We start from the raw sequence: 24,601 nt of genomic DNA on the forward strand, positions 1-24,601 counted from the left end.
GACCGCGGCGTCACGCTGGACCGCACGTACCAGCTCAATGTCGGCGGCAACATGGACTTCAAGAACATGCTGGAGCGCGACCGCCTCGAGTCCAAGAAGATCTCCAAGACCCAGGCCGTCACCTCGAACGTCGAGGCCGAACTGGCTGCGAAGGACGTTCACATCGGCCCGTCGGACTACGTCCAGTGGCTGGACGACCGCAAGTGGGCCTTCGTCCGGCTCGAGGGCCGCAACTTCGGCGACGCCCCCGTCTCGCTCGAATACAAGCTGGAGGTCTGGGACTCACCCAACTCCGCCGGTGTGATCATCGACGCCATCCGCGCCGCCAAGATCGGCCTGGACCGCGGCATCGGCGGGCCGCTCCTGTCGGCTTCGAGCTACTTCATGAAGTCCCCGCCGGAGCAGTTCAATGACGACCTCGCCCGTGAAAAGGTCGAGGCCTTCATCCGCGGCGACCTCAAGCGCTAACCCCCGCGACGCTCCCTCAGATCCTGCAGGTCTTGACCCGACGCTCCCTCAGATCCTGCGGGCTTCATCCGGACGCTCCATCAGCTTTTGCAGGTTTCCACGCGACGCTCCCTCACTTTCGGGGGGTCTGTCAATTATTCGGTGTAACCGGGGTTGTTTCTTGTTCTAATTCCTGCCGGCGGACAGGCGTCCATCGAAAGTGATCTCGAAGGCGTTCAGGGCGGCCTTCCAACGGTTGCTCCAGCGTTTTCGGCCCTTGCCGGTGGGGTCCAGGCTCATGACCGCCAGGTAGACGCACTTCAGCGCGGCTTGTTCGGTGGGGAAATGGCCGCGGGCGTTCACAGCTCGGCGGATCCGTGCATTGATGCTCTCGATCGCGTTGGTAGTGCAGATCACTGTGCGGATCTCGTTGTCGAATTGCAAGAACGGAACGAATTCCGCCCACGCATTGGTCCAGAGTCCGATGATGGCCGGGTACCGCTTCTCCCACTTGCCGGAGAACTCCGCAAACCGGTCCAGCGCGGCTGCCTCGCTCGGCGCGGTGTAGACCGGCTTGAGGTCCTTGGCGATCTGCGACCAGTCCTTCTTCGAGGCATAGCGGAAGCTGTTGCGCAGCAGGTGAACGATGCATGTCTGCACGACGGTCTGCGGCCACACCGTCGCGACTGCATCGGGCAGGCCCTTGAGACCGTCACAGACTACGATGCAGCAGTCGGCCACGCCGCGGTTCTTGATCTCGGTCAGCACCCGCAGCCAGTACTTCGCGCCCTCGCCGTCGCCGTGCTCGCCGGCCCAAAGTCCGAGGATGTCCCGGGTCCCGTCCACCGTGACGGCCAAGGCGACGTAGATCGGTCGGTTCGCGACCTGGCCGTCGCGGATCTTCACGTTCACGCAGTCGATAAAGATCACGGGGTACACCGGGTCAAGCGGGCGGTTCTGCCACTCGCCCATCCCCTCCAGCACCCGGTCAGTGATCGTGGAGATGGTCTGTTTGGACACCTCGGCGCCATAAACCTCGGCCAGGTGCGCCGCGATCTCGCCATGGGTCAGGCCCTTGGCCGAAAGTGAGATCACCAGGTCGTCCACACCGGTCAGCCGGCGCTGCCGCTTGGCCACGATCCGCGGCTCGAACGACGCGTCGCGTCCCTGGGCACCGATATCTCCACCGGCCCGGCCTCGGTCAGCAGCGCCTTGGACCGCCGGCCGTTACGGGAGTTGCCGCCGTCGCGGCCGGCCGGATCGTGCTTGCCGTATCCCAGATGATCGTCCAGTTCGCCGTCCAACGCCGACTCCATCACCAGCTTGGTCAGCTTCTGCAGCAGGCCGCCCTCCCCGGTCAGCTGCAGTCCCTCGGCCCGGGCGCGCTCCGTCAGCTGCCGAACCAGTTCCTCATCCACCGCATCGATCGCAGCGGCTGTCACATCCGTCACAGGGCTCTCCTTCTTCCTCAGGAGTTACACCGGTAAATTTACAGTCCCCTTTCGGGTGGGGGAGCGCCGGTGCTTTGGCGGGATGCGGGACCAGGAGAGGAAGTGACTGCCGGCGGTGAGCTGCGCAGGTTACCCCGCCAGGGCCTGGAGCCGGGCAGGGCGCTGTTCCGCGGCGGCGTGGTAGCTTTCGAGCGTGATGGCGGCGGTGCGTTGCCAGCCGGAGTTTTCGGCGTGGATAGAGGCGGCGCGGCCCATGTGGTCGCGGGTGGCGGGGTCGTCGTAGAGGGCTTCCAGCGCGTCGGCCCAGTCGGCGGCGCGGTGGCCGTCCACGAGCAGCCCGGTCCGTTCGTGGCTGACGGCGCGGGTCAGCCCGCCGACGCGGGTGGCGACCACGGGGGTGCCGCAGGCCTGCGCTTCGAGGGCGACGAGGCCGAAGGATTCGCTGTAGGAGGGCATGACGACGACGTCGGCGGCGCGGTACCAGGCGGCCAGTTCGGGCGCGCCGACCGGCGGGTGGTGGGTGACGACGTCGTCCAGTCCGGCGGCGCTGACGAGGGATTTGAGGTTGAAGTCCTTGGCGCCGCTGAGCTCGCCGAGGACGGTGAGTTTCAGGTCGATGTCGGGGCGGCGCTGGCGGAGCAGGGCGGCGGCCTTGAGCAGGATCTGCGGGCCTTTGAGCCGCTGGATCCGGCCGGCGAAGAGCAGGTGGAACGCGCCCGGCCCGATGCCGTGGGCGGTGCGGGAGCGGGCGCGGAACGCCGGTGTGAAGACGGACAGGTCGACGCCGGGGGGTGCGACGTCGATGTGGTCGAAGTCGGCTCCGTAGTGGGAGACGAGTTCGGCGGCTTCGGCGGTGGTGTTGGCAATCAGCCGGGTGGCGCCGTCCACGATCCGGTGTTCGCCGTCTTCGCGGCGGCGGGGTTCGGGTTCCTCGCCGGACTGCAGCAGGAGGTTTTTGACCTTGGCCATGGTGTGCATGGTGTGCACCAGCGGCACGTTCCACAGGGCGGACAGTTCCAGGCCGGCGCTACCGGAGACCCAGTAGTGGGAGTGGATGAGGTCGTAGCGGCCGTGGGGCTGCCGGGCGCGGATGCGTTCGATTTCGGCGACCATGGCGTGCAGCAGTTCGGGGAGTTCCTCTTTGGGGAGTTTGCGGGGCGGACCGGCCAGGACGTTGTGGACGCAGACGCCGGGATCGGGGTGTTCGACGGCGGGCTGGCCGGCGGCGGTGGACCGGGTGAAGATTTCCACTTCGATGCCGGATTCGGCCAGGGCCGAGGCGAGGCCCCGGACGTAGACGTTCATGCCGCCGGCGTCCCCGGAACCGGGTTGTTCCATGGGGGAGGTGTGCAGCGACAGGAAAGCCACGCGCTTGATCAGGGACATGTCCCTCCTTTCTGCTTTGCGAAGTACCGCTTTATGAAGTGGTACACGAACGGCCCCCATCTACAGGACGGGGGCCGTTCGGCTGTTTTGCCGAGCCTTACTGGGATACCTTGGCGAGGTTTTCGCGTTCGGCGGCGATGGTGGTGCTGTCGCCGTGGCCGGTCCGGACCACCGTTTCCGCGGGGAGGGTGAGGAGCCGTTCGCGGATGCAGGTCAGGATGGTCGGGTAGTCGCTGTAGGAGCGGCCGGTGGCACCGGGGCCGCCGTTGAACAGGGTGTCCCCGGTGAACACCGTTCCCTCCTGTTCGAGGAGGAAGCAGGTGGAGCCCGGCGAGTGGCCGGGGGTGTGGATGGCCGTCAGCAGGGCGCCTGCGACGGTGAACTCGTCCCCGTCCGCGATCTGGCGGTCGGGGGTGGTGCCGGGGTAGACCTGTTCCCAGAGGACCTGGTCCTCCGGGTTCAGCCAGATGGGTGCGGCGACGGCGCCGGCGACGTCGCGGGCGGCGCCGATGTGGTCGTTGTGCGCGTGCGTGAGCAGGATGGCCAGGACCTTCCGGCCACGCACCTGGCTGATGATCGCAGCGGCGTCGTGCGGGGAATCAATGATCACGCACTCGTTCTCGTTGCCCACGATCCAGACGTTGTTGTCCACGTCCCATGTCCCGCCGTCGAGCGAGAAGGTCCCCGAGGTGACCAGGTTTTCGATCGTGACACTCATGCGGAGGCACCTGCCGTCTGGATGCCTTCGACAGTCTGGATGTCTTGGGCGGGCTGGATTTCGACGACGGAGCGCAGGACCTTGCCTTCGTGCATTTTGTCGAAGGCATCCTCGACCTGGTCGATGGTGATGCGTTCGGAGACGAACGCGTCCAGGTCCAGGTTGCCCTGCTTGTAATGGGAGACGAGCATGGGGAAGTCGCGGGAGGGCAGGCAGTCCCCGTACCAGGAGGACTTCAGCGACCCGCCCCGGCCAAAGACATCCAGCAGCGGCAACTCCAGCTGCATGTCCGGCGTCGGGACGCCGACGAGGACCACTCTGCCGGCCAGGTCCCGGGCGTAGAACGCCTGCTTATAGGTTTCGGGGCGTCCGACGGCCTCGATCACGACGTCGGCCCCGTTCCCGCCGGTCAGCGCCCGGATCGCCTCCACCGGGTCGGAGGTGCGGGAGTTCACGCCATGGGTCGCGCCCAGGGATCTGGCCATCTCGATCTTGTTCTCATCGATGTCCACCGCGATGATCGTGGTGGCCCCGGCCAGCTTCGCGCCGGCGATCGCGGCAACGCCCACGCCGCCGCAGCCGATCACGGCCACCGATTCGCCGCGCTTGACCTCCCCGGTGTTGATCGCCGCCCCGATGCCGGCCATCACCCCGCAGCCCAGCAAACCCACCGCGGCCGGGTCGACGTCCTCATCGACCTTGGTGCACTGCCCGGCAGCGACCAGGGTCTTCTCCGCGAACGCCCCGATCCCCAGGGCCGGGGACAGTTCGGTTCCGTCCTCCAGCGTCATCTTCTGGGTGGCGTTGGCGGTGTTGAAACAGTACTGCGGCTGGCCCTTCGAACACGCCCGGCACTGCCCGCACACCGCACGCCAGTTCAGGATCACCCGGTCACCCGGGGCCACCCCGGTTACACCTTCACCCACGGCGGAGACCACGCCGGTGGCCTCGTGGCCCAGCAGGTACGGGAACTCGTCCCCAATGCCGCCCAGCTTGTAATGCAGGTCCGTGTGGCACACCCCGCACGTTAGGACATCCACCAGGGCCTCCCCTGGCCCCGGATCCGGGACCAGGATCGTTTCCACCGACACCGGAGCGTTCTTCTCCCTGACAACAACTGCCTTCACTTTATGAACCATGATCTGGGTGTTCCTTTCGAGTGTTCTGCGGCTGGCACAGTTGACACATCGCTTTTTCGCAGGCGCCTGGCGCTGTCTATGCGGGGGAGCGGGTGGGGGCCGGAGGTGTTCTGATTCGGCGTCAGCGGCTTTTTGGGAGCGGCTGATTTGCCTGATATTTGTGAGTTATACAACTAATATATAAGTGATCGTATGTGCCCGAACTTGGCTGCGTCAACGTGCTCGAGGCAATCGGGAAAGCCGGACGCGGCAGTCAGTCGGTCTCGGGGCCGGAACAGAAAAAGCAGCCGTGGTAGTCGCAGTCATCAACGGAGGAAGCTTCATCCGATTCCGTTTCAACCTTTGCCACTGTGGACGCCGATGGTGCCATGTGAGTGCCTTTTCTAGTTTGGGACGCGCTCGTAGACGCGGAGAGTTAGCCGCCCGCAAAGGGCGGGAGAACGTCAAGAACGTCCTCCGAATTCAGGGCTGTTGACCGGTCGCGGACAGCCACTTCGTTACGGAGGAAGCTGCTCCTGGACAGAACCCCCTCCAGCTGCGGAGCGCCGGCAGTGGGCTGCGGGCGGTCTGCCGCAAGTATGGCGGACAGGAGTTCGTCCAGCGTTGACCCCGGCGCGAGGTCGAAGTGTTCCTCCGCCATGCCGGCCGCCGCTGCCGCAGCGGCAAAGTAACGGACCAGTACTGCCAAATTAGCCTCCTATGGCGCTCATGGTTCGGTCCGGCTGGACAAAGTCTTGCGCCCCCAACCCTGTGTGTTCCATGCCGTGGGCTTTGGGTTTGATCCACATGGCGTCCTCCCACCGCCGCACAAGCTCGTCCTCGGGTGCACCTTCCCGCAGGAGGCCCAGGAGGTCGAACTCCTGGCGCGAGAAGAGGCAGCTCATGATCGTGCCCTCGGCCGTGATGCGGGTCCGCCGGCAGTCCGAGCAGAACGGCTCCGTGACGGAGGCGATGATTCCCACCGTGCCCAGCACCGGACCGGCGGGTCCGCCGGTGGCCGGGTCCCGACGTCGGACGCGGAAGCGTTCGGCGGGCGCGCCGTCACGATCCCCGGGATCGGAAGCCAGCACGAACACTGTTCCCAGGATTTCCCGGATTTCCGTTGCTGTGATCATGTCGCGCCGGGACCAGCCATGGTCGGCGTCCAGCGGCATTTGCTCGATAAACCTCAGCTCATGACCGAATTCAAGGGCCCAAGCCAGCAGCGCTGGTGCTTCGGCGTCGTTGATGCCGCGCATGAGTACGGCATTGATCTTGATTGGGCCGAGGCCGGCGGACGAGGCTGCCTGGACCCCGGCCAGCACCCTGCCCAGGTAAGGGCGCCGGGTAATTTTGGTGAAGGTCTCTTGGTGCAGGGAGTCAAGGGAGATATTGACCCGTGTGAGGCCGGCGTCCCTCAGCAACTCGGCTTTCTTGTCCAGTCCCAGACCATTGGTTGTCATGGAGATCGGAAGGTCCGGGTGGCGGCAGCGGAGCGCGCTGACAATGTCCACGAGGTCCCCGCGGACCAGAGGTTCGCCGCCCGTCAGGCGCAGCTCCCTGACTCCGAGCCGCTCGACGCCGATCCCCACGATCCGCACGATCTCTTCGGCGGTCATGACCGTCGGCTTGGGAAGCCAATCCAGGCCTTCCGCAGGCATACAGTACGTGCATCGGAGATTGCACTTGTCCGTCACGGACAGTCTCATGTCGGTGGCCCGGCGGCCAAAACGGTCGAACAGTCCCGAAGGCTGCCCTTGCGGCCGCCGCGGCGGGATCTTCATCCGGTTGTAGGGGGCCTCCTGGCGCAACACCGGCAAGCCAAGTTGAACGGTCATCAGTGGTGGCTTCGAGCTGATGACCGGGTGGTTACCGCGGCGACTGTGCCGATTGTTGCGGACATTGCGCTTTCCCTTTCTGGGTCCGACGTTCTTGCAGGGGCGCGTCAGTGCGGCCGGATCCCGGTCCGAGGTGGTACCGGGATCCGGCCGCGTTTGTACTTAGCGCCGCTTGTCCCCGGCAGGATCAAGCTCACTCTTGGAGCACCGTTCATCACATTCATGCTTGGTCACCAGATCGAACTGGACGCCGCCATGCTGTTCGACTCCACTGCGGATGGAGCGCTCGACGACGGATGTGACCAGCCGCCTGCGCAGCGACAGCGGGTCCCTGCGCAGATCCCTTGTCAGGGCAAAACACATCAGGAACATCACAAGCACGAAGGGCAGCGCTGAGACGATGGTGATCCGTTGCAGTCCGGCAAGCGCCTCGGCCGGCTTGTCGCCGCCGGCAAGGAGCATCACAGCTGCGACGGCGCCGGTGAGGGCACCCCAGAAGATAACGACTCCCCGGCGTGGCTCTTCAGCGCCGTCGGAGCTCAGTGAACCCATCACGATGGAGGCCGCGTCGGCACCCGTGACGAAGAAGATCGCCACCAGGACCATCGCCAGGATGGAGACCGTGGCGGCAATGGCGTTGGGCAAGGGCAGGTGGTGGAGCAGATCGAACAGAGCACCATCGAAGGAAATCGTGGGAGTTCCGTCGACGATCTTGGCCAGGCCATCGCCGGTGTCGGGTGTGGCATCAGCTGTGGACTGGATATGGATGGCGGCGCCGCCGAAGATGCCGAACCAGATCACGCTGACGACGCTGGGGACCAGCAGGACACCAGTGACGAACTGGCGGATGGTGCGGCCGCGGCTGATGCGGGCGATGAACAGGCCCACGAAGGGAGTCCAGGAGACCCACCAGGCCCAGTAGAAGATGGTCCAGCCGGACATCCATGTGCGCAGGGCATCGTCGCCGACGGCCTCGGTCCGCGAGGCCATCTCGGCCAGGTCCCGGGCATAGTCGCCGACGGCCGCCGGGATCAGGTTCAGGATGAAAAGCGTTGGCCCGGCCACGAAGACGATGACCGCAAGGAGTGCGGCCAGGACCATGTTGATGTTGGACAACCACTGGATTCCGCGGCTGATGCCGGAGACTGCCGAGGCCACGAAGCAGGCTGTGAGAATGGCAACGATCACCACGAGCACGGGGGTGGCAAGTTGGCCGCCGATCCAGCCGTTGGACGCCATGCCGCTGCCGATCTGCAGCGCTCCGAGTCCGAGCGATGCTGCCGTTCCGAAGAGTGTGGCGAAGATGGCCAGCATGTTGATGAGCTTGCCGATGGGACCTTCCACCCTGCGGATGCCGAACAGGGACGTGAAGACGGAGGAAATGAGTTGCTTGCGGCCGAGGCGGTAGGACCCGTAGGCCATGGCAACGCCCACCACCGCGTACATGGCCCACGGGTGCAGGGTCCAGTGGAAGATCGAAGTTGCCATTGCCGTTTGGACCGCCGCGGGAGTCTGGCCGTCAACGGTGCCCGGTGGCGGGGAGATGTAGTGGTACAGCGGCTCGGCCACGCCGTAGAACATGAGCCCGATACCCATGCCTGCCGCGAACATCATCGAGACCCACGAGACCATGGAGTACTCGGGCTTTTCCGCGTCTTTCCCCAGCGGAATGTTCCCGAAGCGGCTGACCGCCAGCCACAGCACGTAGACCACGAACAGGGACGAAAGGGAAACGAACATCCAGCCGGTGTTTTCCATGACCCAGTCAAGGACCACCTGGGAAGTGGCGGCCAGGTTCTCCCTGCCGGCAAATCCCCAGATGACAAAGGCCAGTGTGAGCAGTCCGGCGACGCCGAAGACTACCTTGTCGATGCCTCCCTTCCGGAACAGCTGGCTGCTGCGCCGCGCTTCTTCGTGTTCTGATTCGGTTTCCCGCAGGGCCTGAAGGATTTGCAGGTCTTCCTGGGGAGGTTCAGGCTCTCGTTCCAACGCCGGGTCCACCCCGGAGTCCCGACTGTCTTCGCTGCTTTCATCGATAGTGACGTCACTATTGATTGTCATGAGGTTCCTTAATTGAATAAGTGGGACGGCGACCGTGGCCGCCGGCGGTTAGCCCGGCGGCAGGTCCGGCTCGTCCTCGGATTCGATTGTCGCCGTCGACAATCTTGATTTCGTGAATGCGGACCAGCAGTTCCGCCGGGGGAGGGGCGACGGATCCTCTGCTCGTTTAGTTCCGCAGTAATCAACACACATCGTCTTCAGCAACAGAGTGCGCTAGCTCACACGCAATTGTCAAGGAATTCCTTGGCCTGGCGTCATCCTTGACAGTCGACATGTCATACATCACGCTGTTGCTTATCGCGATTGTTGTTGCGCATAAAGCAGTTAGGAATCGAGTGGATTATGCAGACGCTTGCGATCGTGGGAGCCTCACTGGCCGGCCTTTCGGCGGCCAGGGCAGCCCGCGCTCAGGGCTTCTCCGGACGGTTGGTCATCATTGGCGATGAGCATCACCGCCCCTATGACAGGCCGCCCCTGTCCAAGGATTTCCTCCTCGGCACCATCACCGCCGAAGATCTGTTTCTCGAGGCGGACGACCACGGACTGAACGCCCAGGGGTTGACGCCCAAGCTCGTGGCGGGTGTCCACATGACTGTGGTCGGAGCCGGTTTCATCAAGCGGTCTTCGTTTGGCAGTTGGCTGTGCGTTGGCCACCGAGGTAGTGGCGGTCGGGATCGGTGCCGTGCCGAACACGGAATGGCTGGGAGATTCCGGCGTGGACCTGGGTTCGGGGGTGCTGTGCGATGCGATGGGGCGGACTAACGTTCCGGGCATTGTGGCGGTGGGGGATTGTGCTGCGTGGTTTGATGCCGCGGTGGATAAGTCCGGGTCATCGGCGCGTGTAGCCCATGTTGGCACTGATCCGCAGGCCAGCCTGGCCGAGGCCCTCGACGAGGCCCGGCGTTTTCTCCGGATCGAAGCGGAATGCGGGGCCGGAGATGCTGACCGCGCCGATCACCGTCCCCAGGTGGTTGTAAACCGGAACCGCCATGGAGTTCAGACCGATTTCAAACTCTTCCCTGACCACCGCATGGCCGTGGTGGGCGACGTCCAGAAGTTGCTTTTCAAGCTTGTCGCGGCTGGTGATGGTCCGCGGGGTGCGGGCCGGCAGGCCGGTCTCAGTCAGGATCCTTTCCCGTTCTTCCACCGGCAGTGCCGCCAGCAGAACTTTCCCGCTCGATGTCGCGTGCAAGGGGGTCAGGCTCCCCACCCAGTCATACGTAGCCAGAGTTGACGGTCCCATGGCCTGGTCCACGTTCACCGCGTAATTGGACCGGAGCACGGCAAGGTTCACCGTCTCCTTGAACTCCTCGGCCAGGCTTTCGAGCACAGGGCGTGCCTCGCGGACCAGGCTCAGCCGGCCGGGAATGGAATTGGCCAGGCGCAGGATGCCAAAGCCCAGCTGATACTTGCCCCGTTCGCTGTTCTGGTGGACCATCTCCCTGCCCACCAGGGAGCCGAGCAGCCTGGAGGCAGTGGACTTGTGAATGCCCATTTCCTCGGCGATCTCACTCACGCCAGCATGGCCTTCGCGGGCCAGGATCTCCAGGACAGCGAGGGCCCTGTCTACAGACTGGACACCGCCATGCTGGCCGCCCTCGCCCTCGCTGTCGGCACCGGATTCAAGGACATTGTTCGAAGCCATGATCCATACTCTCAAAGTAGTTTCGGCGGTCTGCTTTCCCGGGAGACCGCGTGGACAGGCCTCTCGGCCAATCCCCCGTGTTGATCCTATGCCGGGAAGTGTGACGGAGCCGACATTGCGTTGAGGCGGTTAAAGCTCAGCGCAGGTCAAGGCGCATAAGCACCCGCGGGAAGCCGTTGAGGACGGAGTCGGTGTCGGCGGCCTTGGTGAAACCTGCATCCTCAAAGAGTTTGCGTGTACCGACATAGGCCATGGTGAGATCCACCTTCCTGCCCTGGTTGTCCACCGGATAGCCCTCGATGGCGGGCGCGCCGAACGAGCGTGCGAATTCGACGGCACCCTGCAGCAGCACATGGGAAATTCCCCGCCCGCGGTACCCCGGGCGCACCCGGATACACCACACGGCCCACACGTCGAGGTCGTCCACGTGAGGGATCCGGCGGTTGCGGGCGAAGCTGGTGTCGGCGCGCGGATGGACACCGGCCCATCCAATTGCCTCCCCGCCGTCGTACGCCAGCACCCCGGGCGGCGGGTCCTGCGCCACCAGTTCCTGCACGAGCTCCCCGCGGGCAGTGCCCCGCAGCTCAACGTTTTGCTTTGACGGAATGCGGTAGCTCAGGCACCAGCACACGGTTGCGTCGGGCCGCTTGGGCCCCACCACCGCTTTCACGTCCTCGAACTGCGTCGCCGGACGGACCTCGATCGCCATGCGGCCACCTTGCCACCGCTCTCGGGTGGAGGCAAGCGTGGAAAGACGACTTAGCGCAGGCCGTTGCTGTGCGCCAAGGCGATCGCTTCAGTGCGCGAAGTGGCGCCGAGCTTGCGGTAGATGTTGCGGAGGTGGAACTTCACGGTGTTTTCGCTGACGTGCAGCTTGGCCGCGATCGCCCGGTTCCGTTGCCCGGCGGCCAGCAGCTGCAGGACCTCCAGTTCCCGGTCACCCAGGTTCCAGGCGGCGACGTCGGGCAGTTTGCGGCCGGGCGGGTCCAGCGGAAGGGTGACAGCGACGTCGGCACCCCAGCCCTGCATCAGGTCGATCGTCATCTGGCCGTCCAGGACCTCCACCCGTTGCGTCAGGCGGGCGATGCTGGGAGCCTCTGCGGAGAGGCTGCCCAGGCCGTCATCGCGGACGTTGATGAGCAGGTTCTCGCCGTCGCAATCCCACTGGGTACGGATGCGGCGCACATCCGGCTGTTCAACCATGGCGAGCACGAGGCCACGGACGATGGCCCGGGCGGCATGCGCCACTTCCCCGGGAAGGGCGCGGCCGTTGACTGGGGGCTCGATGAACTGGACGTCGATGCCGCTGAAATGCATCAGCGGGCGGAGATCTTCGCGGAGGCGCTGGAAGGCCGTGGCAACAGGTTCTTCGACCTGTTCCGTGGTGCGGTCATTGAGCGTCCGCAGTTCCACCAGGGCCTTGGCGGCGACATCTGTGGCGGACTTCCGGGCCGCACCGTCCGCGAGGGCGGGGGAGCGCAGGGCGGCAAGCAATGTCTCCAGCGTGGTTGAGTGCCGGTCAACCAGTTCCGCCGTCACCCTGACCCGTTCGGCGGACGCCGCACGGGACTCGATAAGGTACGACGGCGGTGCATCCGCCACCTTTTCGCGGATACGCTCGGCCGCGAGATCCCACAGGTAACGGACCAGCCACGGCACCGCAAGCTCCTGCCCGGGAAGCTCCGCACCGCTTTCTCCTGTGGCGGACTGGGGATCGGTCAGAACCAGCAACGCGTTTGTGGGCGACGGCAGGGCAAGGATGGGGCGTTCCCGGCCCCCGATCGGTGCCCGGCCCTGCCAAGTTTCGCCCCCGTCCAGCGACGCTCTGACGGCATCCAGTTCGGCGATGGAGACCTGGCTGATGACGGACTCGTCACCGGACTTTTTCTGCGGCCGGCCTGTGCAGTCTTCCGTAAAGATCACGAGGGCACTGCTCCGCAGGTACGGGAGGGTGGCCCGGTGGAGTTTCTGCGCGATCTGGGCCAGCGGCGCCGAGGACAGGGACGCGATCGCCTCAAGCAGGGGTTTCACGCCTGCGGACGTCTCAGGCGTTGGGGGAGGGGTGGCGGCTTCGGTAATGACTGACACCCGTCCATTGTATAGAAATCCGCGGCGCCGCCTATCCCTTTGGGTGGGAAAAACCGTCCGATCATGCCGTAGTGCCCGCCCGTTTAGCAATCGAAGATGGAAGGGCAAGAACGTCCCGAAGGAGATAACCCATGAGTGTCATGACGGACACCGATCCCGCCACGCTGGCAGGAACGTCCACCGCAGTTCCGGCAGCATCGGTCACCAGGAACCAGCTCCTGGTCCTGGACGAGATCCAGCGGACAGCTGCCCGCGTGGATCCGGAGCAGGTTGCCGCCCTGGCATCTGAGATCCGGCGCGGCCAGCGGATCTTCGTCACGGGCGCAGGGCGAAGCGGCCTCGTCCTGAAGATGGCGGCCATGCGGCTCATGCACCTGGGACTGACAGTGCACGTGGTGGGCGAGACCACGGCACCCGCCGTCCGTTCCGGAGACGTGCTGCTCGCCGCCTCCGGTTCCGGCACCACATCGAGCGTCGTTAAGGCAGCACAGACCGCTGCCGCCCAGGGCGCGCGGGTGGCTGTCTACACCACGAACCCGGGTTCCCCGCTCGCGGAGGCGGCCTCCGCCGTCGTCGTGATCCCGGGAGTGCAGAAGACGGACCACGGGTCAGCAGTCTCGCGCCAGTACTCCGGCAGCCTGTTCGAGCAGGTGCTGTTCACCACGACGGAAGCGGTGTTCCAGAGTCTTTGGGATGAAGACGCCGCTGCTCCGGAAGACCTCTGGCTGCGCCACGCAAACCTCGAGTAACCCCCGAAACGCCAACAAACCACCTGAACCACTCAACAAACCAAGGAAGAACACATGAAACTGCAAGTCGCAATCGACCTCCTCACCACCGAAGCCGCCCTCGAACTGGCCGGCAAGGTTGCCGAACACGTGGACATCATCGAACTCGGCACGCCCTTGGTGAAGAGCGAAGGCCTTTCCGCCGTTACCGCCATCAAGAACGCCCACCCGGACAAGATCGTCTTCGCGGACCTGAAGACCATGGACGCCGGCGAACTCGAAGCCGACATCGCCTTCAAGGCCGGTGCCGACCTGATCACCGTGCTCGGCGCCGCCGACGACTCCACCATTGCCGGTGCCGTCAAGGCAGCCAAGGCCCACAACAAGGGCGTCGTCGTCGACCTGATCGGCGTGGCGGACAAGGTCACCCGTGCCAAGGAAGTCCGCGCGCTGGGTGCGAAATTCGTAGAGATGCACGCCGGCCTGGATGAGCAGGCCAAGCCCGGCTACAACCTGAACGTGCTGCTGAGCGCCGGGGAGGAAGCACGCGTGCCGTTCTCCGTGGCTGGCGGAGTGAACCTCTCCACCATCGAGGCCGTCCAGCGGGCGGGCGCCGACGTGGCCGTCGCCGGCGGTGCCATCTACAGCGCCGCGGACCCCGAGCTGGCCGCGAAGGAACTGCGCGCAGCGATCGTCTAGCAGGAGCTTCCGGGAAACCCCGACGGCGGTCCGCACCTCTTCGGTGCCGGCCGCCGTTCTGGTGTTGGCCGAGGTTCTGGTGCCGGCTGCCGGTCGCCGGGTGCCGTTCCTTCCCGGGTGGCCCCGTGGCACACTGTATGAACTATCGAATGGCTGGGGGATCCAAGTCAGGAGATTGTCATGCGCAGTCTGATCCACACCCGCACTTCAGGCCTTCGGCTGGCGGTGAGCAACTCATGATGATCGGCTGGGCCTACCTCGCAGCGGCAATCATGACCGTGGACTCGCTGTTGCTGGCATTGCTGCTGATGAACGTGAAATGACCGAAACGCCGGAAGTGATCCGGTGAGAGCTAGGTCCCCGGAATCAGGATCAGCTGCATGGACTTCTCCAGGTGCGCGGCCATGTCCACGGAGTCATTATGAGGTGCCCGCCTCGGACCAAGGGATGTCGTGGGCTATTCGAAAGAAGCCCGGCGGGGCTCAGCCGGTTTCGGGCTACCGTCCCCGGGAATGATTACTGGTAGTCGGCGGGCCACAGGTCCGGGTCCGAAGACTTCGTACTGGTTGTCCTTCGGCGGAATCCCGCGGGCGATCAGGGCCGTGCGGACGGACTGCATGAAGGCGACCGGCGAGGTTGGGGAAGCTTCCGCCCTTGTTCAGTTCCCCGACGCTGAGGGACATGGTTGCCGACGGCGACAGTTACGTGGCCGCCGACCCCCGGCGCATCGTCGGTTGCACTCACAGCTTCCTGACAGTTTCCGAACAGCGGTGCCATATCCCGCTGCCGCATCTTTGTATGAGGGGGCTGAACATGACGCCCTTAGCCACAAGCCGTTTCGCACGGCGGATCGAGGAGACACCACATGTCACGAACCAAAAGAATCACGCTCGGCGTTGCGGCCGGAGCCTTGGCGCTGGGCGCCGGACTGGGAGTCACCGGGATGGCCTCCGCAGCCACCACCACGACGCCCACGGCCAGCGCCAGCACGGCGCCCGCGGACGGCATGCGGGGCGGCCACAAGGGGGACCGCGGCCAGATCGCTGCCGGCCTCGCTTCAAAGCTCGGCGTCGAGGAGGCCAAAGTGACCGCAGCGCTCCAGGCGTTCCGGGATGCCAACAAGCCCACCACGCCGCCCGCCGACGGCACCAAGCCGGACCGCTCCGCCATGGACGCGGCGATGGCCAAGTCCCTGGCGACGGCACTCGGCGTCGTCGAAGCCAAGGTCACCACGGCGCTGTCGGAGCTCCGTGCCGCTGCTCAGGCGGAGCGCGCGGCCGCCCTGAAGACCAAGCTGGACACGGCAGTCACCGACGGCACGCTGACCCGGGCCGAAGCCGATGCCGTCACGAAGGCCGTCGAAAAAGGGGTGATCGGCGGAGGCGGACACTAGTCCACTCGTCTCGCGGCGCACGAAGGAGAGGCCATAGGGGACGGGAGAATCCTCCGCGAACTCGCGGGGGATTCTTCGTTTGCCGGACGCTCTCTCACTTCCCGTCGCGTCAGCTGAAACGCTCTCTCACTTCCTGTCGCCTTATACGGAACGCTCTCTCACAGGTGAGAGAGCGTTCCGGTTTTTATGGCGGAAAGTGAGAGAGCGTCTGGCGGGGTGAGGGTGCCTAGAGGACCTTGCGGATGGTCTCTTCGAAGCTCGTGACGTGGTGCAAAGCGAGTTCACCGGCCTTGTCCGCGTCCCCTTCGGCCACCGCCTTGAGGAGCTCCACGTGCTCGGTGATGTGGCCGCTAACCGAGGGGACCTTATCCAGGACCAGGCACCAGATGCGCGTGGCCAGGTTGTCGTAGCGGATCAGGGTGTCTTCCAGGTGCGGGTTCGCGGCCGCCTTGTAGATCAGGCGGTGCACCGTGAGGTCGTACTTCATGAGCTCACGGGATTCTGCTGGGCTGGGATCCAGTTCCGCAATGGTCTTGGCGACATCCCGCAATTCGCGTCGCATCGCGGCGTTTGCCCTCTTCGCGGCGCGGCGGGCCGCCAGCGGCTCCAGCAGTTCCCGAATTTCCGAGACGTCGGCCAACTCCGTGAAGTCCACAGTGGTGGCAAATGTTCCCCGCCGCGGATAGGACACCACAAGGTGGTCCACCTCCAGCCGCTTGATCGCCTCGCGCACGGGCGTGCGGCCGAAGCCGAGCTCCGCGGCCAACTGCCCGTCGTTGATGGGTTCGCCGGGCCGGATTTCAAGCATGATCAGCTTGTCGCGCAACTGCCGGTACGCTGCCTCGGCCTGGGACAGTACTTCGTCCTCGGCGGACGGCAAAGCGGGAAGTGCATTCACGGCGCGGCTCCGTTCCTCGGTGCTGGGGTCCTCTTACCTACTGCGGCCCGAGATTCAAATGGAAGCTCAGTGCCACTTTGCTTCCGGCTATTGACTCTCTTGTGATCTCAATCATACCATTGTCATCACACTGATATATCAGTTATAGACGAAATGGTATTTCAAAGGAGCATCCGTGGTTGAGCAGTTGAATGAGCGACTTTCCGCAGTCGATCCAGAGGTCGAGCAGGCCGTTGCCCGCGAGCTGGTCCGCCAGCAGTCCACCCTCGAGATGATCGCCTCGGAGAACTTTGCTCCCGCGGCCGTCATGGAGGCGCAGGGCTCGGTCCTGACCAACAAGTACGCCGAAGGCTACCCCGGGAAGCGCTACTACGGCGGCTGCGAGCACGTGGACGTCGTCGAGCAGCTCGCCATTGACCGGGTCAAGGCCCTGTTCGGTGCCGAGTTCGCCAACGTCCAGCCGCACTCGGGCGCCCAGGCCAACGCCGCGGCAATGTTCGCCCTGCTGAACCCGGGCGACACCATCATGGGTCTGGACCTTGCACACGGCGGCCACCTCACCCACGGCATGCGCATCAACTTCTCCGGCAAGCTCTACAACGTGGTCCCCTACCACGTGCGCGAATCCGACCTCCGCGTGGACATGGCCGAAGTCGAAGCCCTGGCCCTGCAGCACCGCCCGCGGCTCATCGTCGCAGGTTGGTCGGCCTACTCCCGCCAGCTCGACTTCGCCGAGTTCCGCCGGATCGCTGACCTGGTGGACGCGTACCTGATGGTGGACATGGCGCACTTCGCCGGCCTCGTGGCGGCAGGGCTGCACCCGAACCCGGTGCCGTACGCCGACGTCGTCACCACCACTACGCACAAGACCCTGGGCGGCCCGCGCGGCGGAGTCATCCTCGCCAAGGAGGAGTACGCCCGCAAGATCAACAGCGCCGTGTTCCCCGGCCAGCAGGGCGGCCCGCTGGAGCACGTCATCGCCGCCAAGGCAGTGGCCTTCAAGCTGGCCGCAACCTCCGAATTCAAGGAACGCCAGGAGCGCGTCCTCGAGGGCGCCAAGCTCCTGGCCGAACGGCTCCTCCAGCCGGACGTTGCCTCTGCCGGCATCTCGGTGGTCAACGGCGGCACCGATGTCCACTTGGTCCTCGTGGACCTGCGCAACTCGGAACTGGACGGCCAGCAGGCCGAAGACGCCCTGCACCGGATCGGCATCACTGTCAACCGCAACGCTGTCCCGTTCGACCCCCGCCCGCCGATGGTCTCCTCCGGTCTCCGGATCGGAACGCCTGCACTGGCCACCCGGGGCTTCGGCGCAGCGGAATTCACCGAAGTGGCGGACATCATCGCCACGGCGCTCATCGCCGCGGCGACCGGCGGCGAAACCGCCGGCGGACCGCTCAGCGAGGACACCGCCGTCGAACTCGGCGCCCGGGTCACGGCGCTCGCCGACCAGTTCCCCCTCTACCCGCATCTGAACGAGGGCACCGAGATTGCCGACTTCGAGGCAGACATGATTGGAGCAGCCCAGTGAGCACGCAGCAGCTTCCGGAACACCCGGACTTCCTCTGGCGCAACCCGGAGCCCAAGTCCTCCTACGACGCAGTGATCGTGGGCGGCGGCGGGCACGGGCTGGCCACCGCATACTTCCTGGCCAAGAACCACGGCATGACCAACATAGCCGTCCTGGAAAAGGGCTGGCTCGCCGGCGGCAACATGGCCCGGAATACCACCATCATCCGTTCCAACTACCTCTGGGACGAGAGCGCGGCCATCTACGAGCACGCCCTGAAGCTGTGGGAAATCCTGCCGGAAGAGCTCGAATACGACTTCCTGTTCAGCCAGCGCGGCGTGATGAACCTGGCCCACACGCTGGGTGACGTCCGCGAAAGCATCCGGCGCGTGGGAGCGAACAAGCTCAACGGCGTGGACGCTGAATGGCTGGAACCGGACCAGGTCAAGGAACTCTGCCCCATCCTCAACATCAGCGACAACATCCGCTACCCCGTTATGGGCGCCACCTACCAGCCGCGGGCGGGCATCGCCAAGCACGACCACGTGGCCTGGGCCTTCGCCCGCAAATGCGATGAGCTGGGCGTGGACATCATCCAGAACTGCGAGGTCACCGGCTTCCTCAAGGACGGCAACCGTGTCGTCGGCGTCAAAACCAACCAGGGCACGATCCACACCGAAAAGGTGGGCCTGTGCGCCGCCGGGCACAGCTCGGTCCTCGCCGAAATGGCCGGCTTCCGGCTCCCCATCCAGTCCCACCCGCTCCAGGCACTCGTGTCCGAACTCCACGAACCCGTCCACCCCACCGTGGTCATGTCCAACCACGTCCACGTCTACGTCTCGCAGGCCCACAAGGGCGAACTGGTCATGGGCGCCGGCGTCGACTCCTACAACGGCTACGGCCAGCGCGGATCCTTCCACGTGATCGAGCACCAGATGGCCGCCGCCGTCGAACTGTTCCCCATCTTTGCCCGGGCGCATGTGCTCCGGACCTGGGGCGGGATCGTGGACACCACGCTGGACGCCTCGCCGATCGTGGGCACCACACCGGTGGAGAACATGTTCGTCAACTGCGGCTGGGGAACCGGCGGGTTCAAGGGAACGCCCGCTGCCGGACTCACGTTCGCACACACCATCGCCACGGGCGCACCGCACAAGCTGAACAGGCCGTTTGCGCTGGAACGCTTTGAAACCGGAGCCCTGATCGACGAACACGGCGCAGCCGCCGTCGCCCACTAGCCGCCGTCCACTAGAAAGAAGACGCACATGCTGCTTATCTCATGCCCCAACTGCGGCTCGCGCGACGAGACCGAGTTCCACTACGGCGGCCAGGCCCACGTGCCCTACCCGGAAAACCCGAACGAGCTGAACGACCGCGAATGGGCCGAGTTCCTGTTCTACCGCGACAACACCAAGGGCACCTTCGCCGAGCGCTGGCTTCACAGCACCGGCTGCCGCCAGTGGTTCAACATGCTCCGCGACACCGTCACCTACGACATCCACGCCGTCTACCCGATGGGCACGCCACGGCCGGCGACGGCGGTTCCCGCCGCTGCTGAAGTCGGCACCGCCAGCGTCGCCGCGGACAGCACCACCATCGGGAAAGCCGCACCCAGCACCTCTGCAACCAGCATCATCTCCAGCAGCACCGCCCCGGAAGGAGCAACCAAGTGACTTCCCAGAACGCTCGCCTCGCCGCCGGCGGACGCATCGACCGCAGCATCTCCTGGCGTTTCACAGTGGACGGCGAGGAATTCACCGGCCACCCCGGCGACACGCTCGCCTCGGCCTTGCTCGCGAACGGCCGGATCACGGTCGGCAACTCGCTCTACGAGGACCGGCCCCGCGGCATCCTGGCAGCCGGCGTGGAGGAACCCAACGCCCTGGTCCGGATCGAACCGCGCTTCCCCGGCCACGTGGCCGAATCCATGCTCCCGTCCACCACCGTCACCCTGGTGGACGGCCTGAAGGCAGGGCTGCTGAACGGCCTGGGCCGGCTGGACCCGGAGGACGACCGCGCCGAGTACGACAAGAAATACGTCCACACGGACATCCTGGTGATCGGCGGCGGCCCCGCCGGCCTGGCCGCGGCCCGCGAAGCCGTGCGCACCGGCGCCCGCGTGATGCTGCTGGACGACCAGCCCGAACTGGGCGGCACGCTTCTCTCCGGATCCACGGCCCCCGGCCCGGCCGAGACCATCGAGGGCAAGCCCGCCCTGGAATGGGTGGCGGACGTCGAAGCAGAGCTTGTCTCCGGAGCCGAATGCACCGTCCTGAACCGCACCACGGCCTTTGGTGCCTACGACGCCAACTACGTCATTGCCGTCCAGAACCGCACCGACCACCTGTCCAGCCCGGCCGCCCCCGGTGTCTCCCGGCAGCGTATTTGGCACATCCGTGCTAATCAGGTCGTCCTTGCTCCCGGCGCCCACGAACGGCCCCTGGTGTTCGAGAACAACGACCGCCCCGGCATCATGCTCGCCTCGGCCGTTCGCAGCTACCTCAACCGCTACGCCGTCGCCGCCGGGCAGCGCGCGGTCATCAGTACTACCAACGACAGCGCCTACTCCCTGGCCGCGGACCTGCGGGCCGCCGGCGTCAAGGTGGCCGCCGTCGTCGACGCCCGTCCCCGCCTCACCCCGGTGGCCGCCGCCGCCGTCGAAGCCGGCACCCGGGTGCTGATCGGCAGCGCCGTGGCCAACACCGCCGCCGCAAAGAACGGCGACGGCCGGCTAACGGGGGTCACCGTCCGCAGCATCAACGACGACGGCGAACTCACCTCCGGCATCGAAGAGATCGCCTGCGACTTGCTGGCGGTCTCCGGCGGCTGGAGCCCGCTGGTGCACCTGCACTCGCAGCGGCAGGGCAAGCTGCGCTGGGACGAGGACCTGGCGGCCTTCGTGCCGAGCAGCGTGGTCCCGAACCAGCAGATCGTCGGCTCAGGCCGCGGCAGCTTCGAACTCAAGGACTGCCTCGCCGAAGGCATCTCGGCCGGAGCGTCGGCGGCGATCGCCGCCGGCTTTGGTTCCGCCGTCGAGCCTTCCGTTATCAGTGAGCCGAAAGCGTCCGGCCCCACCCGCCAGCTGTGGCTGGTCCCCGGGCAGACCGGCACGCCGGATGACTGGCACCACCACTTCGTCGACTTTCAGCGGGACCAGTCCGTGGCCGACGTCCTCCGTTCCACCGGGGCGGGCATGCGCTCCGTGGAGCACATCAAGCGCTACACCTCCATCAGCACCGCCAACGACCAGGGCAAGACCTCCGGCGTCAACGCGATCGGCGTCATCGCCGCCGCCCTCCGGCAGGCCGGCGAAGCGTCCCGGGGCATCGGCGACATCGGAACCACCACCTACCGGGCGCCGTTCACCCCCGTGGCCTTCGCGGCACTGGCCGGACGCCAGCGCGGCGAACTGTTTGACCCAGCCCGCGTCACGTCGATCCACCCGTGGCACGTGGCACAGGGCGCGCTGTTCGAGGACGTGGGGCAGTGGAAGCGGCCCTGGTACTACCCGCAGTCCGGCGAGGACATGGACACCGCCGTGCTGCGCGAGTGCGCCGCCGTCCGCGAATCCGTGGGTTTCATGGACGCCACCACCCTCGGCAAGATCGAAATCCGGGGCAAGGACGCCGGTGAATTCCTCAACCGGATCTACACCAACGCGTTCAAGAAGCTCGCACCGGGCTCCGCCCGCTACGGCGTCATGTGCATGGCGGACGGCATGATTTTCGACGACGGCGTGACCCTTCGTCTCGACGAGGACCGGTTCTTCATGACCACCACCACCGGCGGCGCCGCGAAGGTGCTGGACTGGCTGGAGGAATGGCTGCAGACCGAATGGCCCGAACTGGACGTGCACTGCACCTCGGTGACCGAACAGTGGTCCACCATCGCCGTCGTCGGGCCCAAGTCCCGGGCGGTGATCGCGAAGGTAGCCCCCGAACTCGCCGCGGGCGGCGGGCTCGAAGCTGAAGCCTTCCCGTTCATGACCTTCCGCGAAACCACCCTCGCCTCCGGCGTGAAGGCGCGGATCTGCCGCATCTCGTTCTCCGGTGAACTGGCCTACGAAATCAATGTGCCGTCCTGGTACGGGCTGAACACCTGGGAAGCCGTGGCCGCCGCAGGCGCCGAATTCGACATCACCCCGTACGGCACCGAAACGATGCACGTGCTCCGGGCCGAGAAGGGCTACCCGATCGTCGGGCAGGACACCGACGGCACGGTCACCCCGCAGGACGCCGGGATGGAATGGGTGGTCTCCAAGGCCAAGGACTTCATCGGCAAACGCTCCTACGCCCGGGCCGACGCACAGCGCGAGGACCGCAAGCACCTGGTCAGCGTCCTTCCCGTGGACGGGTCACTCCGGCTGCCGGAAGGCACCCAGCTGGTGGAGAAGGGCATCACCACGAACCCCGCCTACGGCCCCGTGCCCATGCAGGGCTTCGTGACCTCGAGCTACCACAGCGCCGCGCTCGGCAGGTCGTTCGCACTGGCACTGATCAAGAACGGGCGCAACCGCATCGGCGAGACTCTCGTGGCCGCCGCCGGCGACCAGCTGGTCGATGTCGTCGTCGCCGAAACCGTACTTTTTGACCGCGAAGGGACCCGTAAAGATGGCTAACACCGCAGCACTCACAGGCATCAATGGACTCCGGGAAATCCGCCGCAGCCCGGCCTCCCACCTGGCACAGGCACTCGAAGCCGGCTCCGTACCAGGGGCAGTCGTCCTCAAGGAGGGCCCGTTCCAGACCATGGCCGGAGTCCGCGTCGCCCCCAGCTCCGAGGAAGGCGCCAGGATCGCGTCCGTCGCTGGCGGCCTGCCGGCACGCTGCGGCGAGGTCACCGGCAGGGACGGCGTCAGCGTCCTGTGGCTCGGCCCGTCCGAGTTCCTCGTCGTGGCGCCGGAAGAGGCCCACGACTCCCTGGGCGGGGACCTCATCGGATCCCTCACGGCCGCCCTGGGCGACGCCCCGGGACAGGTGGTGGACCTCTCCGCCAACCGCACCACGTTCGAGCTCTCCGGCCCGCGGGCCCGGGCCGTGCTGGAGAAAGGCTGCGCCCTGGACCTGCACCCGCGCAGCTTTACGCCCGGGACGGCGCTGACCACGGAAGTCGGCAACATCCCGGTCACCCTGCTGAAGACCGGTGAGGACAGCTTCCGGCTGTTCCCGCGGGCCTCGTTCGCGGACTTCCTGGGCCGCTGGCTCCTGGACGCCATGAGGGAGTTCGCTTCCCCCGAGGTGCCCTGATGGCGCTCAGCGCCCTGGACCTGTTCTCTGTTGGCATCGGGCCGTCGTCGTCGCACACGGTCGGCCCGATGCGGGCGGCGAAGCTGTTCGCCGAAGGACTCAAAGGTGATGGCCACCTGAGCTCCACCACAAGGGTCCAGGCCGAACTCTTCGGATCGCTCGGCGCCACCGGCCGGGGCCACGGCTCCGACAAGGCCGTGGTGCTGGGCCTCCAGGGCCTGGACCCGGAAACGGTGGACACGTCCACAGCCGACGACCAGGTGGCCGCGGCCGCCCTCGACGCCGAACTCCGGATCGGCGGGGACCACAGGGTGGACTTCAACTGGGACGAGGACGTGGTGCTGCACCGCCGCAAGTCGCTGCCCGCGCACCCCAACGGCATGACCTTCCGGGCGCTAAACCACGCCGGCGCCGTGCTCAGCGAACGGAGCTTCTACTCCATCGGGGGCGGCTTCGTGGTTGACGGCGACGCCCACGCCGGCGACAAGGTGGTGGCCGACGACACCCCGCTGCCGTACCCATTCACCACTGCCGACGAACTCCTGGAGATCTGCCGCCGCGAAGGCATGTCCATCTCCGACGTCATGCTCGCCAACGAACTCGTGTGGCGCAGCGAAGCGGAACTCCGGGAGGAGCTCCTGAAACTCTGGGCCGTCATGCGCGAATGCGTCGACAACGGCTGCGCCGCGGAAGGGATCCTTCCCGGCGGTCTGAACGTAAGGCGCCGGGCGCCGTCGTTGTTCAACACCCTGACGGCGGACACCGGCGTCACCGACCCGCTCCGGGCCATGGAGTGGGTGAACCTCTTCGCGCTGGCCGTGAACGAGGAAAACGCCGCCGGCGGACGGATCGTCACCGCCCCCACCAACGGCGCGGCCGGCATCGTGCCGGCGGTGCTGCACTACTACGTCAAGTTTGTTCCGGGAGCCGACGACGACGGTGTGGTCCGCTTCCTGCTGGCGGCGGCCGCCGTCGGGATCCTTTTCAAGATCAACGCCTCCATCTCCGGCGCGGAAGTGGGCTGCCAGGGCGAGGTGGGCTCGGCCTGCTCCATGGCCGCCGCCGGGCTGTGCGAGGTGCTGGGCGGCACCCCCGAACAGGTGGAAAACGCCGCCGAAGTGGGGATCGAACACAACCTTGGCCTGACCTGCGATCCAGTGGGCGGCCTGGTGCAGATCCCCTGCATCGAACGGAATGCGATCGCCAGCGTGAAGGCGATCAATGCCGCGCGGCTGGCGCTGCACGGCGACGGCAGCCACAAGGTGTCGCTGGATAAAGCCATCAAAACCATGCGTGAGACAGGAGCGGACATGAAAACCAAATACAAGGAGACCTCCCGCGGGGGCCTCGCCGTGAATGTGATCGAGTGCTGAGC

General features: G+C 65.9%; 21 protein-coding genes and 3 pseudogenes. 13 read left to right on the forward strand and 11 right to left on the reverse strand.

What is annotated here, in order from left to right:
* Positions 1-468, forward strand: a 468-nt coding sequence (locus AC1DDG_RS14680; RefSeq protein WP_476876611.1) for an inositol-3-phosphate synthase, incomplete at its 5' end; no start/stop codon positions are given.
* 165 nt (positions 469-633) lie between these two features.
* Here the strand turns inward: AC1DDG_RS14680 and AC1DDG_RS14685 are convergent.
* From AC1DDG_RS14685 to AC1DDG_RS14715, 7 genes and pseudogenes are all read right to left on the reverse strand, one after another.
* Positions 634-1,898 (reverse strand): annotated as a pseudogene (locus AC1DDG_RS14685) (IS256 family transposase).
* 129 nt (positions 1,899-2,027) lie between these two features.
* Complete coding sequence (gene mshA / locus AC1DDG_RS14690) at positions 2,028-3,284, reverse strand: D-inositol-3-phosphate glycosyltransferase (protein WP_476876612.1); 1,257 nt, start codon at positions 3,282-3,284, stop codon at positions 2,028-2,030.
* A gap of 97 nt (positions 3,285-3,381) precedes the next feature.
* The gene (locus AC1DDG_RS14695; RefSeq protein WP_476876613.1) at positions 3,382-4,002 is read right to left on the reverse strand and encodes an MBL fold metallo-hydrolase; all 621 of its coding nucleotides are present in this window, start codon (positions 4,000-4,002) and stop codon (positions 3,382-3,384) included.
* Positions 3,999-5,141 (reverse strand): S-(hydroxymethyl)mycothiol dehydrogenase, encoded by a 1,143-nt coding sequence (locus AC1DDG_RS14700; RefSeq protein ID WP_476876614.1) that lies wholly within the window; start codon positions 5,139-5,141, stop codon positions 3,999-4,001. The genes AC1DDG_RS14695 and AC1DDG_RS14700 overlap by 4 nt, the downstream gene beginning before the upstream one ends.
* Before the next feature lie 415 nt (positions 5,142-5,556).
* A complete protein-coding gene (locus AC1DDG_RS14705) occupies positions 5,557-5,829 on the reverse strand; it encodes a MoaD/ThiS family protein (protein ID WP_476876615.1) in 273 nt (90 codons plus the stop codon).
* 1 nt (position 5,830) lies between these two features.
* Complete coding sequence (moaA, locus tag AC1DDG_RS14710; protein ID WP_476876616.1) at positions 5,831-6,958, reverse strand: GTP 3',8-cyclase MoaA; 1,128 nt, start codon at positions 6,956-6,958, stop codon at positions 5,831-5,833.
* A 162-nt stretch (positions 6,959-7,120) separates the two neighbouring features.
* The gene (locus tag AC1DDG_RS14715) at positions 7,121-9,019 is read right to left on the reverse strand and encodes a BCCT family transporter (RefSeq protein WP_476876617.1); all 1,899 of its coding nucleotides are present in this window, start codon (positions 9,017-9,019) and stop codon (positions 7,121-7,123) included.
* A gap of 342 nt (positions 9,020-9,361) precedes the next feature.
* Between AC1DDG_RS14715 and AC1DDG_RS14720 the strand changes: the two are divergent.
* Both AC1DDG_RS14720 and AC1DDG_RS14725 read left to right on the forward strand, forming a co-directional pair.
* Positions 9,362-9,472 (forward strand): annotated as a pseudogene (locus AC1DDG_RS14720) (hypothetical protein); the annotation flags it as partial.
* A gap of 229 nt (positions 9,473-9,701) precedes the next feature.
* Positions 9,702-9,803 (forward strand): annotated as a pseudogene (locus AC1DDG_RS14725) (hypothetical protein); the annotation flags it as partial.
* Positions 9,804-9,848: 45 nt separating this feature from the next.
* Here the strand turns inward: AC1DDG_RS14725 and AC1DDG_RS14730 are convergent.
* From AC1DDG_RS14730 to AC1DDG_RS14740, 3 genes are all read right to left on the reverse strand, one after another.
* On the reverse strand, positions 9,849-10,664 hold the full coding sequence (locus tag AC1DDG_RS14730; protein WP_476876618.1) for an IclR family transcriptional regulator: 816 nt from the start codon (positions 10,662-10,664) through the stop codon (positions 9,849-9,851).
* A 136-nt stretch (positions 10,665-10,800) separates the two neighbouring features.
* Entirely contained in the window at positions 10,801-11,373 is a 573-nt protein-coding gene (locus tag AC1DDG_RS14735) for a GNAT family N-acetyltransferase (protein WP_476876619.1), read from the reverse strand.
* Positions 11,374-11,423: 50 nt separating this feature from the next.
* Positions 11,424-12,743 (reverse strand): helix-turn-helix transcriptional regulator, encoded by a 1,320-nt coding sequence (locus AC1DDG_RS14740; RefSeq protein WP_476876691.1) that lies wholly within the window; start codon positions 12,741-12,743, stop codon positions 11,424-11,426.
* Positions 12,744-12,883: 140 nt separating this feature from the next.
* Between AC1DDG_RS14740 and hxlB the strand changes: the two genes are divergently transcribed.
* From hxlB to AC1DDG_RS14760, 4 genes are all read left to right on the forward strand, one after another.
* Positions 12,884-13,501, forward strand: a complete 618-nt coding sequence (gene hxlB, locus AC1DDG_RS14745; protein ID WP_476876620.1) for a 6-phospho-3-hexuloisomerase — start codon at positions 12,884-12,886, stop codon at positions 13,499-13,501.
* 54 nt (positions 13,502-13,555) lie between these two features.
* The gene (gene hxlA, locus AC1DDG_RS14750) at positions 13,556-14,179 is read left to right on the forward strand and encodes a 3-hexulose-6-phosphate synthase (protein WP_476876621.1); all 624 of its coding nucleotides are present in this window, start codon (positions 13,556-13,558) and stop codon (positions 14,177-14,179) included.
* A gap of 149 nt (positions 14,180-14,328) precedes the next feature.
* A complete protein-coding gene (locus AC1DDG_RS14755; protein ID WP_476876622.1) occupies positions 14,329-14,502 on the forward strand; it encodes a hypothetical protein in 174 nt (57 codons plus the stop codon).
* A 542-nt stretch (positions 14,503-15,044) separates the two neighbouring features.
* Complete coding sequence (locus AC1DDG_RS14760) at positions 15,045-15,572, forward strand: hypothetical protein (protein ID WP_476876623.1); 528 nt, start codon at positions 15,045-15,047, stop codon at positions 15,570-15,572.
* 226 nt (positions 15,573-15,798) lie between these two features.
* Here AC1DDG_RS14760 and AC1DDG_RS14765 read toward each other — a convergent pair whose 3' ends face one another.
* On the reverse strand, positions 15,799-16,470 hold the full coding sequence (locus AC1DDG_RS14765; protein WP_476876624.1) for a GntR family transcriptional regulator: 672 nt from the start codon (positions 16,468-16,470) through the stop codon (positions 15,799-15,801).
* 175 nt (positions 16,471-16,645) lie between these two features.
* Here AC1DDG_RS14765 and glyA point away from each other — a divergent pair, with 175 nt between their 5' ends.
* The 6 genes from glyA to AC1DDG_RS14795 are packed head-to-tail and all read left to right on the forward strand — an operon-like array spanning position 16,646 to position 24,599.
* Positions 16,646-18,001, forward strand: coding sequence for a serine hydroxymethyltransferase (gene glyA, locus AC1DDG_RS14770; protein ID WP_476876625.1), 1,356 nt, complete (start codon positions 16,646-16,648; stop codon positions 17,999-18,001).
* On the forward strand, positions 17,998-19,218 hold the full coding sequence (locus tag AC1DDG_RS14775; protein ID WP_476876626.1) for a sarcosine oxidase subunit beta family protein: 1,221 nt from the start codon (positions 17,998-18,000) through the stop codon (positions 19,216-19,218). The genes glyA and AC1DDG_RS14775 overlap by 4 nt, the downstream gene beginning before the upstream one ends.
* 27 nt (positions 19,219-19,245) lie before the next feature.
* Positions 19,246-19,653, forward strand: a complete 408-nt coding sequence (locus AC1DDG_RS14780; protein ID WP_476876627.1) for a sarcosine oxidase subunit delta — start codon at positions 19,246-19,248, stop codon at positions 19,651-19,653.
* Positions 19,650-22,598, forward strand: a complete 2,949-nt coding sequence (locus AC1DDG_RS14785; RefSeq protein ID WP_476876628.1) for a sarcosine oxidase subunit alpha family protein — start codon at positions 19,650-19,652, stop codon at positions 22,596-22,598. Before AC1DDG_RS14780 ends, AC1DDG_RS14785 begins: the two co-directional genes overlap by 4 nt.
* The gene (locus tag AC1DDG_RS14790) at positions 22,591-23,226 is read left to right on the forward strand and encodes a sarcosine oxidase subunit gamma (RefSeq protein ID WP_476876629.1); all 636 of its coding nucleotides are present in this window, start codon (positions 22,591-22,593) and stop codon (positions 23,224-23,226) included. Before AC1DDG_RS14785 ends, AC1DDG_RS14790 begins: the two co-directional genes overlap by 8 nt.
* A complete protein-coding gene (locus AC1DDG_RS14795; protein ID WP_476876630.1) occupies positions 23,226-24,599 on the forward strand; it encodes an L-serine ammonia-lyase in 1,374 nt (457 codons plus the stop codon). Before AC1DDG_RS14790 ends, AC1DDG_RS14795 begins: the two co-directional genes overlap by 1 nt.
* Positions 24,600-24,601: the final 2 nt, after the last annotated feature.

The organism is Arthrobacter sp. 10L430 (genome assembly GCF_056395245.1).

What these genes read in the sequence shown, in the direction of transcription:
- mshA (WP_476876612.1), bottom strand. Translation starts at nt 3,284, where the DNA reads ATGTCCCTGATCAAGCGCGTGGCTTTCCTGTCGCTGCACACCTCCCCC.
- AC1DDG_RS14695 (WP_476876613.1), bottom strand. Translation starts at nt 4,002, where the DNA reads ATGAGTGTCACGATCGAAAACCTGGTCACCTCGGGGACCTTCTCGCTC.
- AC1DDG_RS14700 (WP_476876614.1), bottom strand. Translation starts at nt 5,141, where the DNA reads ATGGTTCATAAAGTGAAGGCAGTTGTTGTCAGGGAGAAGAACGCTCCG.
- moaA (WP_476876616.1), bottom strand. Translation starts at nt 6,958, where the DNA reads ATGACCGTTCAACTTGGCTTGCCGGTGTTGCGCCAGGAGGCCCCCTAC.
- AC1DDG_RS14715 (WP_476876617.1), bottom strand. Translation starts at nt 9,019, where the DNA reads ATGACAATCAATAGTGACGTCACTATCGATGAAAGCAGCGAAGACAGT.
- AC1DDG_RS14730 (WP_476876618.1), bottom strand. Translation starts at nt 10,664, where the DNA reads ATGGCTTCGAACAATGTCCTTGAATCCGGTGCCGACAGCGAGGGCGAG.
- AC1DDG_RS14735 (WP_476876619.1), bottom strand. Translation starts at nt 11,373, where the DNA reads ATGGCGATCGAGGTCCGTCCGGCGACGCAGTTCGAGGACGTGAAAGCG.
- hxlB (WP_476876620.1), top strand. Translation starts at nt 12,884, where the DNA reads ATGAGTGTCATGACGGACACCGATCCCGCCACGCTGGCAGGAACGTCC.
- hxlA (WP_476876621.1), top strand. Translation starts at nt 13,556, where the DNA reads ATGAAACTGCAAGTCGCAATCGACCTCCTCACCACCGAAGCCGCCCTC.
- AC1DDG_RS14755 (WP_476876622.1), top strand. Translation starts at nt 14,329, where the DNA reads ATGGCTGGGGGATCCAAGTCAGGAGATTGTCATGCGCAGTCTGATCCA.
- AC1DDG_RS14760 (WP_476876623.1), top strand. Translation starts at nt 15,045, where the DNA reads ATGTCACGAACCAAAAGAATCACGCTCGGCGTTGCGGCCGGAGCCTTG.
- AC1DDG_RS14780 (WP_476876627.1), top strand. Translation starts at nt 19,246, where the DNA reads ATGCTGCTTATCTCATGCCCCAACTGCGGCTCGCGCGACGAGACCGAG.
- AC1DDG_RS14790 (WP_476876629.1), top strand. Translation starts at nt 22,591, where the DNA reads ATGGCTAACACCGCAGCACTCACAGGCATCAATGGACTCCGGGAAATC.
- AC1DDG_RS14795 (WP_476876630.1), top strand. Translation starts at nt 23,226, where the DNA reads ATGGCGCTCAGCGCCCTGGACCTGTTCTCTGTTGGCATCGGGCCGTCG.